This is a genomic window from Mycobacterium ostraviense (genome assembly GCF_002705925.1).
Lineage (GTDB): Bacteria > Actinomycetota > Actinomycetes > Mycobacteriales > Mycobacteriaceae > Mycobacterium > Mycobacterium ostraviense.
The window spans coordinates 1,361,997-1,373,556 of sequence record NZ_NKRE01000001.1 but is presented as its reverse complement, the minus strand read 5'-3'; the positions used below and the strand labels follow the sequence as shown (position 1 = coordinate 1,373,556).

The 11,560-nt window shown below is 63.2% G+C and carries 13 protein-coding genes and 1 pseudogene; 2 read left to right on the top strand and 12 right to left on the bottom strand.

Annotation, left to right across the window (positions count from 1 at the left end):
* Positions 1-100 precede the first annotated feature (100 nt).
* From CDN38_RS06055 to CDN38_RS06035, 5 genes are all read right to left on the bottom strand, one after another.
* The gene (locus tag CDN38_RS06055; protein ID WP_075509844.1) at positions 101-643 is read right to left on the bottom strand and encodes an NYN domain-containing protein; all 543 of its coding nucleotides are present in this window, start codon (positions 641-643) and stop codon (positions 101-103) included.
* Between the two features lie 64 nt (positions 644-707).
* Positions 708-1,097 (bottom strand): hypothetical protein, encoded by a 390-nt coding sequence (locus tag CDN38_RS06050; RefSeq protein ID WP_075509843.1) that lies wholly within the window; start codon positions 1,095-1,097, stop codon positions 708-710.
* A gap of 312 nt (positions 1,098-1,409) precedes the next feature.
* On the bottom strand, positions 1,410-1,850 hold the full coding sequence (locus CDN38_RS06045; RefSeq protein WP_075509375.1) for a hypothetical protein: 441 nt from the start codon (positions 1,848-1,850) through the stop codon (positions 1,410-1,412).
* Positions 1,831-2,418 (bottom strand): recombinase family protein, encoded by a 588-nt coding sequence (locus CDN38_RS06040; RefSeq protein ID WP_075509376.1) that lies wholly within the window; start codon positions 2,416-2,418, stop codon positions 1,831-1,833. Before CDN38_RS06040 ends, CDN38_RS06045 begins: the two co-directional genes overlap by 20 nt.
* A gap of 18 nt (positions 2,419-2,436) precedes the next feature.
* The gene (locus CDN38_RS06035; protein ID WP_267888213.1) at positions 2,437-2,589 is read right to left on the bottom strand and encodes a recombinase family protein; all 153 of its coding nucleotides are present in this window, start codon (positions 2,587-2,589) and stop codon (positions 2,437-2,439) included.
* A 73-nt stretch (positions 2,590-2,662) separates the two neighbouring features.
* On the opposite strand from CDN38_RS06035, the gene CDN38_RS29290 reads away from it, so the two are divergent.
* Positions 2,663-2,845 carry a transposase gene (locus CDN38_RS29290; protein WP_075509377.1) on the top strand — a complete coding sequence of 61 codons (183 nt, stop codon included), beginning with the start codon at positions 2,663-2,665 and terminating at the stop codon, positions 2,843-2,845.
* 51 nt (positions 2,846-2,896) lie between these two features.
* Here CDN38_RS29290 and CDN38_RS06025 read toward each other — a convergent pair whose 3' ends face one another.
* Positions 2,897-3,112, bottom strand: coding sequence for a hypothetical protein (locus tag CDN38_RS06025; protein WP_075509378.1), 216 nt, complete (start codon positions 3,110-3,112; stop codon positions 2,897-2,899).
* A 384-nt stretch (positions 3,113-3,496) separates the two neighbouring features.
* The gene (locus CDN38_RS06020; protein ID WP_075509458.1) at positions 3,497-4,987 is read right to left on the bottom strand and encodes an aldehyde dehydrogenase family protein; all 1,491 of its coding nucleotides are present in this window, start codon (positions 4,985-4,987) and stop codon (positions 3,497-3,499) included.
* Positions 4,988-5,297: 310 nt separating this feature from the next.
* On the opposite strand from CDN38_RS06020, the gene CDN38_RS06015 reads away from it, so the two are divergent.
* Positions 5,298-7,877 (top strand): winged helix-turn-helix domain-containing protein, encoded by a 2,580-nt coding sequence (locus tag CDN38_RS06015; RefSeq protein WP_099318856.1) that lies wholly within the window; start codon positions 5,298-5,300, stop codon positions 7,875-7,877.
* Positions 7,878-8,046: 169 nt separating this feature from the next.
* Here the strand turns inward: CDN38_RS06015 and CDN38_RS06010 are convergent, their stop codons facing one another.
* The 5 genes and pseudogenes from CDN38_RS06010 to CDN38_RS05995 form a co-directional block, all read right to left on the bottom strand.
* On the bottom strand, positions 8,047-8,268 hold the full coding sequence (locus tag CDN38_RS06010) for a YlcI/YnfO family protein (RefSeq protein ID WP_075509380.1): 222 nt from the start codon (positions 8,266-8,268) through the stop codon (positions 8,047-8,049).
* Positions 8,265-8,576: a hypothetical protein gene (locus CDN38_RS06005; protein ID WP_075509381.1), complete on the bottom strand. Its 312-nt coding sequence runs from the start codon at positions 8,574-8,576 to the stop codon at positions 8,265-8,267. The genes CDN38_RS06010 and CDN38_RS06005 overlap by 4 nt, the downstream gene beginning before the upstream one ends.
* Positions 8,577-9,045: 469 nt before the next feature.
* Positions 9,046-9,411, bottom strand: a complete 366-nt coding sequence (locus CDN38_RS30420) for a PaaI family thioesterase (protein WP_233027160.1) — start codon at positions 9,409-9,411, stop codon at positions 9,046-9,048.
* Positions 9,412-9,432: 21 nt separating this feature from the next.
* Positions 9,433-10,239: pseudogene (locus CDN38_RS06000) on the bottom strand (enoyl-CoA hydratase/isomerase family protein); the annotation flags it as partial.
* Position 10,240: 1 nt separating this feature from the next.
* The gene (locus tag CDN38_RS05995; protein WP_075509383.1) at positions 10,241-11,485 is read right to left on the bottom strand and encodes a phytanoyl-CoA dioxygenase family protein; all 1,245 of its coding nucleotides are present in this window, start codon (positions 11,483-11,485) and stop codon (positions 10,241-10,243) included.
* Between the last annotated feature and the right edge of the window lie 75 nt (positions 11,486-11,560).

Below are 11,560 nucleotides of genomic sequence, written 5' to 3'. Positions count from 1 at the left end.
TGGTACAACCCCCGCCGCATCCAAGCTGGCCTCTGCGGGCTCTCACCCGACGAATATGAAGCTGCCTGGAAGGACAACCAGCAGCACCACCCCCAAGCGGCTACCCTCCCACTCGAGGGGGTCGGTCCCAAATAAAAAAAGTCTCCGGGAAACCGGGGGAGGTCCACGGCGGAAATGCAGCAGCGATGAACAACGATGGGTTCATCGCTCGCGCCGCTTTAACGGCCGGAACCAGGTCGCTGTCTGCCGAGATGATGATCGCGGCATCTGAGACACCGATGGCGGCATCAGAGACCAAGTGCGCCGCGATGTTCACATCAGTCTCCTTTTCTTCGTACTCAGTCCATGATCGATGGCAGGCATGGCAGGTCTTCCGCTTCGTTTGATAGCGACCCTGTATGACCTCAATCAGGCCAGGATTGTGTGCCACGAGCGCGGCCTGATAGCCACTTTGGCGCGACAGGGCGTTGGGCTCGTTGAGGACAGGCGCGGTGAAGTACTTGATCTTCACCAACTTGCTGCGGGGGCGGATTGAGCGACCCAGCGCACCTAAATCCAGCCACAAGTAGCGGCAGCGCCACTTGTCATGGAGTCCGTGGTACAAGTTGAAGCCATCAACGTAGATCGCGAGCCGTTCAGTCACGACAAAATGCCCCGCTTCCTGCGGGAATACAGGAGATGGCTTGATTGTTGCCGATGCTGCGCTATCATGTTGGCGTAACCCCGCCGCCGTCTCCGGACGGTTGGCCCGACGGCCCTTCTTCGGAAGGGCCGTTTTTGTTCGATCCGGTAGGACTTGGATAGCCCTTCAGCTTGTCGACCAGGTCGATGACGAAGTTGCGGTCCTCGGTGGTGAGCCCGAAGAGGTTGACCTTGACGACAACCGAGACGCTGCCGCCTGATTTCAGGTCGACAGTGTAGGTATCGCCCTCGACTTGTTGGCGTTCGGCTTCGCCACCAGGCGGTTTCGGCCCTGCGGCGCCATTGGTAGGTTTGCGCCGTGGCGTACGCCTGACCTTCGTAGCACCGGGAGCTCCTTGCCCCGATCGGGTCTTCGGAAAGTGTGGACTCAATTTGAGATCAGCGTCCCGTGCCATGTGCAAGAAGAACGTGATGGCCTTGCGGCGCGTGTCAGCCGACGCGATGCTCGGATAGGTGTCCCGGAACGCACCTTCGGGGTGATGGGCAGGTAAGCCCGTTTGCTAGTGGAGTAGAGCTGTCGGTCACGTTGGCGCGCGGGTAGAACAACATCCCGCATCTCTATTGCACTGGCCGCCGCTTGGAGCGACCAGTCCTCGGGAATGTTGTATGAGAATGTAGCGAATTACATACGGCAGGATGATGGCCGTAGCCACGAGCAAAAGGAGGAGTAGGAAGGCGTCCATGTCGATTGGATATCCTTCGCCGGGCTACCGCTTCCAGTCAATGTCCACGGTGGCGGGGTCGATTTCCTCGCGTCCGGTAACCGGGTTCCGCTTCAATCGGCCCTTTGGCTGCCGGTGGAGCCGGACGGTGCACAGGGCGTCGATCACGGCCCGTTGAGCCATCAGGGACGCCTCGCAGAACGCCTGGGCCGGGTCGGATGATTCGGCGATTTTTCCCAGTGCGGCTCCGCCTTTGCGTGTGGCCAGCTTCTTGTCGATCTCGCGCAGTTTGGCGGCCACGTTCTCCTTGGCCGATTTCCAGCGGCGTCTGTCGATGATGCCCTCGTCGTATTCGTTGTCGATCTTGGCCAGCCGGGCACGCAGCTGCTTGGATTCCTCGACCACGGGCTTCATCTCGTCACCGGCCGGGGCCAGCAGAGCCGACAGATTCGGGTCGGCCAGCCGCTCAGCGATCAGGTCGAGCACGAACGCATCGACGTGGCGGTGCTCTCGGGTGAGATGGCCAGCGCAGAAGTACTTGCCGCCGTTGACCGTCTGGACCGGACCGTCGCAGCTGGCGCACAAATACAGCCCCGAGCCAATGTAGCGGCGATCGGTGACCCACGCGGCTGCTCTTGCGCGACGGGTCCGACAGCCGGGCCTGAAACACGTCGAAGGTGTCCTCACCGATCAGCGGTGACCACTGCCCGCGCACCAGGTTGCCGTCGGTGTCGGTGGCGATCTCACCCTGATAGACGGCCCATCCCGCGTAGCGGGGGTTGGTGAGCATGTCGCGGACGGTGCGGGTGTTCCACGGGCGGCCATTGCGGCTCGGCACGGTCTCGGTGAGCATCTGCTTCACCGACCGCAGCGACTCGCTGGCGTAGAAACGCTCGAAGATGTCGGCGACGATCACCGACTCTTTTGGATCGACATGGCCGGTTGCGGTGTAACCGAACAACCGGGGGCCGTGGGGAATCTTCCCGGCCTGGGCGTGTTGTTGGAGCGCGCGCTTGTGACGGGCCGACTTGCGTTCGACCTCGGCGCGGGCCACCGCCAGATTGATACGGGCCTACATGCGCCCGCCGTCGGTGGTGAGGTCGGCCTCGCCGTTGGTGGTGATCAGCGCCAGCCCGCGCCCTTCGGCGGCGTCGATCCAGTCCTCAAGCTGGCGGGGCTGACTGGTCAACCGGTCGAGGTCCCAGACCACCAGGGCATCGAACAGGCTGCCAACGTCCAGGACCGCGCCGCATTCCCCACGCTGCTACACAAGGCAAGACGCCCCGACCATCAGCCACGTGTGGGTGGATAAGGGCTACACCGGTGAGACCGTGACCAGCGCCGCCGCCAGGGCCGGTGTCACGGTGGACGTGGTATCAGGGCCGAAACCCGGCCGCGGGTTCATCGTCCAACCGCGACGCTGGGTGGTCGAACGTACCAACGGCTGGATCAACCACTGCCGCCGCATCGACCGCCACTAAGAAACCACCCTGGCCGCACACGAAGGCTTCGTCTACCTCAGCCAAATCGCCCTACTGCTCCGACGACTCGACCGCAGCCAGTTGTTCGACACGCTTTAGCGCGCGGCGCACCGATCGTGAGGGGCGTTCCCGGCGTTCCAGGCGCTCCATCACCCGCAGCAGCTCCGGAGTGGTCAGCGCATCAAACGTCAACCCGCACAACTGGTCCTGGGCGTCGTCAGACGCATTGAGGACCGCCACGATCTCCTCACGCGTGCTCGCTGACATACCCCGGATTCTACGAGGGGGCACCGACACGTTCTGATCGGCGCGGAGGCCCAAACCTGTTGATAGCGCCGGCGATATCGCGTTTCACGACCGAGTGCCGCCCAGCTCGCGTTACTGAAGTGACGGCTGGGACGGCGCTCCGCAAACCGCGGCATCAATGTCCGCGGCGTCCGGCGCGCAGTCACCGACACCGCGCACCAGCGTGGCCAACGCACTGGCCGTATGAATCCGCGGCCCAAAGACCGCCATGAGTACACGTTGGGCGAGGCTCAGCCACGCCAGCGATAAGCTGGCACGCCAGCCGCGACGAACATACGGGCGCGACAACTAAGCCTGCCGCGCCGAATTACGACGAGAACCGGCAGCGTCTGCCCGGCAGCGTCTCTATGCGCGTGGTTCTGACAGCAGCGCGCCGAAGATGTGGCGCTCGACCTTCTGCGTGAGATCGATATGCACATGCTTGGTCTCGGTGTACTCGTCGAGCGCGTGCGGCCCGAGCTCGCGGCCCAAACCGCTTTGCTTATAACCGCCAAACGGCAGTGCCGGATCGATCTGGTGCCAGTTGTTGATCCACACTGTGCCGGCGCGAAGCTGCGATGCGACTTCGAGCGCTCGTTCATAGTCGGTACTCCACACCCCGGCGCTCAAGCCGTACGGAGAATCGTTGGCCTGCCGGATCGCGTCGGCTTCATCGGTGTAGCGCAGGACGCACAGGACCGGCCCAAAGATCTCCTCCCGCGCGACTTCCATGTCATTGCTGACTTCGGCGAGGATTGTCGGCTCGATCCAGTAGCCCTTCGTGAACCGCTCTCCCAGCGGCGCGCCACCACCGAGAACGACCTTGGCGCCGCTTTGCCTTGCGCTGTCCAGGAATGCCAACACCCGGTCGCGCTGTCTGGCCGAAATGACTGGTCCTACATCGGTATTGAAGTCGGTCGTGTCCCCGAGTTTGAGCGCCGAGGCGCGGTCGACGAGGCGGTCCACGACGAGGTCATACATCTTGTCGGACACAAGCAAGCGGGTGCCCGATTCGCAGATCTGGCCGGAGTACAGCATGCAGCCAAACAATGCCCCGTCGATGGCGACGTCGAGGTCGGCGTCGTCGAGCAGCACCTGCGCGCCCTTGCCGCCGAGCTCGAGGGAGACCTTTTTCACGGTTCCCGATGCCAGGCGCATGATTTCGCGGCCGACTGGTGTCGACCCGGTGAACGCCACCTTGTCGACGTCAGGATGTTCGGCCAGCCTGGCCCCAACTTCTGCGCCGGGACCGGTGACAAGATTGATGACACCGTCGGGCACCCCGCATTCGTGGGCGATCTCGCACAGACGCAGCAGCGTCAACGGAGTCTTTTCGTCGGGCTTGATGACCACCGAGTTGCCGGCCGCCAGCGCTGGGCCGATCTTCCAAATGCCGAGCAGCAGAGGGAAATTCCAGGGTACGATCGCGGCGCAGACGCCGAGAGGCTCATGGCGGATCACGTTCGTCGACAGCGTCGGAAAGGCGGGCGTCGGTACCTGCCGCTCCCACTGGTAAGAGGCAGCAAGCTCGGCGAAGTACGAGAAGTGCGGCGCCGCATAGCCGACATGGAAACCCATAGCCTGCCGCACCGTGGCGCCGTTGGCGTGAATCTCCAGCTCGACGAGGTCCTCGATCTCACTGCCTAGGCGCTCGGCGATCTGGGTCAGCACCCGCGATCGCTCGGCTGGAGCCAACCGCGACCATGAGCCTGACTCGAATGCCGCACGCGCCGCAGCCACGGCGGCATCGGCGTGCGCGGCCGTTCCCCGGGCTATCGTGGCATGCACTTCCTCGGTCGCCGGGTCGCGGATCTCGTCCATCTCGTCCGAGTCGACATGCTTTCCGTTGATGAACATTTGATAGTGCTTGATGTCCGTTGCCACGTTGACGCCTCCGATATCGAGTCGGGATCAAGTCAACCGGGGGGCACCGCGAAGCACCATCGCCCGAACGGAGGGTTCGGGTAACTCACCTGCCGGAAGCAGCGTTTGCGTCCCGCTGTATCGGTGTGTGCCGTGATCCGTTAAGGAGACGAAAGCACCCCCTTCGGGGAGCAGCGATCGACGTGATGACCGCGATATCTTTCGGCCATGCCGCCTCTTGCGACGATTTCCTCGCAGACACAAGGCTCACCCGATCCGCCGTGCGGAGAAAGAGATTCCAACCATGGCCGCGGTTCTCGGCTCCTACCTCACCATCATCGGGTTTTGCATGGCGCTTCTGAGCCCGGTGTTGATTCCGGCCGTCATCCACGGGTTTCACGCTTACACCGACTGGAGGCGCGCAGACCTGCCGAGGCAAGGAATCCTGGACCGGCTCGGGTCGGGGCCAAGACCAAAGCTGGTCCTGATCCACGCTCCCGGCGGTTACGGCAAAAGCACCGTCGCCAAGCAGTGGGTCAAAACTCTCACCAAGCAGAAAGTGAAGACCGCATGGTTGGCTATAGATAGCGACGACAACAACGCGGTCTGGTTTCTCACTCACCTGATTAAGGCGGTCCGGGGTACCCTCCCAGAACTTGCTGACAGGCTACAGCAAGAATTCGAAGGGCATTTGGAAAATGTACAACAACATGTCCTTTACGCCTTGCTCCATGGCCTACATTCCGATAAACAAACCCTCGCGCTGGTGATCGATGATTGGCATCGGGTGGACAATAGTGAGACGATGAGCGCATTGGCGTACTTGATTGAGAATGGCTGCCATCACTTACATTTGGTTGTCACAAGTCGTACGCGTGATGGCCTTCCGCTCGACGGGTTGTCGGCCGAGGGGGAGCTCACAGAAATCGACGAGTCGCTTCTCAAATTCGATGTCGACGAATCCCGGGCGCTGCTGGTCAAGCGACGCGGTCTCAAGCTCACGCCCGCCAACGTCGCCGAACTCGAGGAGTCCACCGGCGGACGGGCCGCCGCCCTGCAACTGGCGTCCTTGTCGCTTCGCGACCAGGCCGACCCGGCCGCGCTCATCGAGAATCTGTCCGGGCGACATGAAGCACACGAAGCAATAGACGACTATTTGGCGTCCAACGTCTTAGACAACCTTGAGCCGGATCTCCTGGATTTCCTGTTGTCGACCTGCATCACCAAACAGATCTGCAGCGGGTTGGCGACCGCGCTCACCAATAACCAGGACAGCCAGGGCCTCCTCGAAGAGATCGAAAAGCGCAATCTATTCCTGCGCAGGATCGATGCTAAAGGATCGTGGTTTCAATATCATGACCTGTTCGCCGACTTCCTTTTGCACCGTCTCGAGCGTGACGCGGTTGACCGCATACCGGGGCTACGCCGCCGAGCCGCGCAGTGGTTTATCGAACACGAGATGCTCAGCCAGGCCGTCGATCAGTTGCTCCTCGCCGGCGACGCACGGCAAGCGGTCGACGCTGTCGAGCAGGCGGCCGGGGATCTGCACGAACAGAACAAGATGCATACGTTGATCGGGCTTGCGGCCAAGTTGCCGGCGCAATACGCCGACGTGCGCCCCAGGCTGCAGGCAGACCTTGCCTGGGCAAACGTTGCACTGAGCCGCTCGGCGGGGGTCCTGGAAGCGCTTCGATTGGCTGAGAACGCCATCGACTCGGTTCCGAGCGATCAAGCCGGCGATCTGCGCGCCGAATTGGACCTCATTGTCGCAATACTCGCCGCTTTCCAGGATCGCGTCCACCCCTCCGCCGATGCCGCGGTTCAGGCATGTGTGGACCGGGCCGATACGCTTCGCCCCTGGATTCTTTGCCGTGCAGCCGATCTCGCCTCATTCTGTGCGCTTCGGGTATGGGACTTCGATGACGCGCTGCGCTGGCAGACGTGGGCACGCCCATTCCATCAGCGAACCTCCGGGGCGCTCAGCGTTACCTACGGACACTGTCTTGCCGCGATCGCCGCTAACGAGCAGCTCGACGTCGCCGGCGCCGAAGCGCACCTGCGACATGGCATCCGAATCGCGCTGCTGCCATCCGGTCGCCCCACCTACATCGCCAAGATCGCCGGCTCCTTGCTGGGGCAGCTTCTCTACGAACGCGGTCAACTCGACGAAGCCGAGGCATTGCTCGACGACGCCTACGAACTCGGCGCCGAGGGCGGAATCGTCGACATCATGTTCGCGACATTCGGGACGGGGGCACGGCTGAAAATGGCGCGCGGCGACAAGACCGCCGCAGACCGCCGTATTGCCGAAGGCCTGGAAATCGCGACAGCAGCGCAACTACCACGACTGGAAGCCCGGCTCATTTATGAGCGGGTCCGATTAGCCGCGATGTCGATCGAAGGGATCGACGAGGGGCTCGCTGCGCGAGTCGTGGGTCAAGGTGCACACGCACTCGACGGAATCGGCTACGAAACAGCCGAACTCAGGGAAGACTCAGAAATCCGACTGCTCCTGCGCGACGGCAGCCACTCAGCGCTCAGTGCAGCTTGCGAGCGGGCCCGTGCCCAACTTGGTCGTGTCGACCAGGGCAAGCGCCCGCGTGCACACCTTGGCGCCACCCTCCAATTGGCGCTCTGCCTCGCGGTAGCTGGCGACACCGGGGAAGCGCAGCGTGTCCTAGCGCCAGCGCTGAGAACCTGTGCCGCGCTTGGATTGAGCCGATTGCTCATTGACGAGGGACCGCAGCTGCTCCGCCTCGCGCAGGACACCGCGGCAACAGATGAATTCAGTTCATCCGACCCGACGTCACAACGTGTCCAGGATTTCGTGTCAAGTACGGCGGCGTCGAATATGGCGGCTTCGCTTAAGATCTCAACCGTCTAATCTAAAACGCGGCATAGTGGCTGACTCGAAGTCCACCCGCGTTGAACATTTGCAGCCACGGCGACGTCGGCGCCAGTTTCCCGGGCCATCGTGGCATACAGCTCTCGGTCGCCGCGCGGCAGTGGTGGCGGCCCGTTGGTCACGGGTTCGACGTCTACTGGTTCGACGTCTACGCGGGGTGGCGGAGTTCGTGCTCGACTGCGCGGCGAATCCAAGACGAGACGGAGCGGTCGTCTGCCGCGGCCGCAGCGCGTACTTTCTCCAGCAACTCGGGTGGGAATCGAACGGGCACGGTGGCGGTCAGCCGGCGGCGCCCTGGTCCCTGGGGTTCCTGGTTTTCCGGGCGGGCGTAGAACTCGTATTCCTCGTCGGGGGTCATGGGGTGGTTCATCTGTCTCTCCGGTATTGGTCAGCGAGGTGTTTGGAGGCTTCGTAGCAGCCGATGGGGCGGCATCGTTTGGGGTTGCCATCGCGGGCAGGGGCGAGGGGCACCATCAGGACTGTGCCGTCGACTTCGGCGACCATCAGCCAGTGGGCGGGTGGTTTGGCGGGGTAGAACATCGGGTCGGACGCCCAGACTTCGCGGATGGCCTCGATGCCCAGGCGTGGGTGCTTGAACAGGTGGGCGGCTTGAGCGTCGATCTCGAACGGATCCTCTTCGTCGAGCAGATCCAGATCGAAACAATTCGTCCGCCACATGCCAACTGTAATACAAACGGATACAGACATCCTGCTGGTTGGGGACTTTGCTGAGTCTGTCGCGGAAGTTAGCTTTTGACGACAGTTGTGACGACAACCGTGACGACAGTCGCTTCCTCAACCATCACCGCTATAGCCCATAATGCACCTATCGTGCCTGGTCACAGCTCCGGCCTGCTCCTGGCAGTGTGGGGGTCAGGGGTTCGAGTCCCCTTAGCTCCACCGATTAGGAGGCCTGCTCCTACCTCTATCGAGACGTGTTTTTCGCATTGGCTGTGTTGGTCGGCTGGGCAATCTTTGACGACAACCGGCTATTCGGGTGTCCTCATATTCGAGTATGGGGACGTCGTGCTGTCCGGTCTGATTGGCCGATGAGGACCCGCGTGGACTTCTGCGCAAGTTCAACCGACTGCAGAACAACTGCGCAGCTTGAACTACCAAGAGGACTGAGCTATTCGCGTGCCGCCCACTAAGCGACGGCGTGACTGCCGATCGCCCGGGCGACCATCCTGCCGTCCTGGAAAACCTCCGCCTCCGAAGCGACGACGCGGCGACCGGCCTTGGTGGTGCGCGCTACGCAGGTCAGTAGTGTCCCGGGAACCGCGGGCCGCAGGTACTGGATCGTCAAGTCGAAATGCGGAGCCGTCAGCTGTTCATCGAGTGCGGAATGGACCGCCAGTCCGGTGGCCGCGTCCAAAAGGGTCGCGAGGAATCCGCCGTGGACCGTTCCGCGTTCATTGCAGTGCTCTGCCGTCGGCATGGCCTCCACGACGGCCTGCTGCTCGTCGGATCGCCCATACCGGAAGCCGAGGAGTTCGGCAAAGTGACGCTTCATCGGCGGGTCAACCTTTCGGCCGGGAAGATCCTGCCAGTCAGCCGGAACCGACGCCGTCCACATCGGCGCGCGCTTTGTCCGGTAGGCCGCGACCGCCTCCCTGCTGTCATCACGTCCCATCAGTCGTCGATGAAGGTGGGTCTCCAACTCGGCCACCTGCCGTGGCGCATAGCCATTGATCGCGGTGTCCCACAGCAGCCGCTTGGACAGCGCGGCGGACATGGGCGCCACGTTCTCGACGATGTCCGTTGCGATCGTCATGGCATGCGTGAGGACTTCGGTACCCGGCACGGCGGCAGTGGCGATGCCCATTCTGGCGACTTCGGTACCGCGGACTGTGCGGCCGGTCAACAACAGGTCTGCCGCGGTGGCCAGCCCGGCGAGACGCAGAAGCGTCCAGTGCGACATGCAGTCACCGATCACGCCACGCCGCGATTGGACGACTCCGTACTTGGCTTCCTCGGCGACGATGCGGATGTCGGCCTGAAGCGCGAGGGTGAACCCGATGCCGATGGCGTGGCCGTTCATGGCCGCGATCACCGGCTTGCGAAGCTCGAACGCCGCCGGCTGGACCGGAGACGTGGAGAAGTCGCTGCGCGCAGGCGCGTCGAACGGATCGGTGTCGCTCATGTCGGCGCCCGCGCAGAACGCCGATCCCGATCCGGTCACCACGATGACGCGCACGGAGTCGTCGCTGTCGCAGTAGTGGTAGGCCTCGCCGAGCCGGCGGCCCATCTCAGGGGTGTAGGCGTTGAGTGCGTCGGGTCGGTTGAGGGTCAGCAGGGCCACGCCGTTGCGGACTTCCTGTCTGAGGACTACGTCGTGCATCTCAGTAGGTGGCGGCGCGGGTGGCCACCTTGCCGCTGGAGTCCGTCCGGAACAGGGCATCGTTGTAATGGCATCCCGCCGGCACGAAGCGAAACGTCTTCTCCTCGGCGAACTTGTAATACAGCACCCGCCGGCCGGCGTTGCCGCCGGTGGGCGGCGGTGTGCTGTGCATGGTGTCGCCGTAGTGCAATGTCAGGTCGCCCGGCTGGGTCTGAAACCTGACCACGGGAAGTGTGCCCTCCTGGCCCCACTGCATCCAGTGCTTGGTGTAGCGGTGCGACCCGGCCAGCACCATGAGTTGACCGTTGACGGCGTCGGCGACGTCGAGTTGTACGCCGGCCTGAACCAGCGGGCACATCACCGGGTGGCCGCCGATACCGTCGTCAACGTGCCAGCCGAGGTCGCCGTCGCCCTGGACCACGTGGGAATTCTTGATGAAGACCATCGGGCCGTCGAGGCGGTCGGCGCATACTCTCAGGTTCGGGTGGGCCAAGCGGGCGAAGTGGGTCAGGCGCTCGTCGAAGCAGAGTTGTTGTAGCGCATCCGAATACCGGCCGAGATAGTTGATCCGGGTCACCACCTCCGCACCGTCGGCGTTGACCGACCACCATGAGAAAGGATCGCCGGGTTCGGCGCGGGCCCGTACCTGCTCCACTTCCATGCCCAGAGTTTCGGTTTCGGCGGCCGTGTAGACGCCGCGAATATGGAGGTAACCGGCAACCTCGAAGAAGTGGCGCATCTCGTCCGGGTCGTCGTCGGGGGCGAACGAGCGGTACAGGTCCAGCGGTCGGCCGTCGGCGCCGACGAGAGAGTCCCACACCGCGTCGCTGTAGATCGGCAAGCCGCTCAACAGCGTTCGGATTGCCGGCTCCCAGCGCCGCCACCCGTCCACCGAGCCGCGGATGACCCGTGCCCGGTCGGTGCGCACCGATCCGCTGGCGGTCAGCAGGGCATGTAGGAACTCCGAAAAGGTCGCCTCGTCCACCTGGACCAGAGTCGCGGCCTCAGCGTCACCGGCGACAGCTTCTATTCCCTGCGGTGTTGCTCGCCAGGTGAAGGTGGTGCCGTCGGGAACGCGGAAGGCCAGCGGAGGCGCGCCCGCGAGGTCGTCGGCCACCATGAACCCATGCCTGTCGTTGAGGGCGGGCAGCTTCGTGAGGTGGAAGTCGGTGAACGAGTAGGGCGCAAACGAGTCCGCGATTGCGTCGACCCACGGCAGTGCGGTGCCGGCCCGGTCAGTTCCCATCACGCCTCCGTATCACTAGGCAACACAGATGTTTCTCTTTGCACTACGGAGCATGGCGTCTTCGGTCAAGGAAAT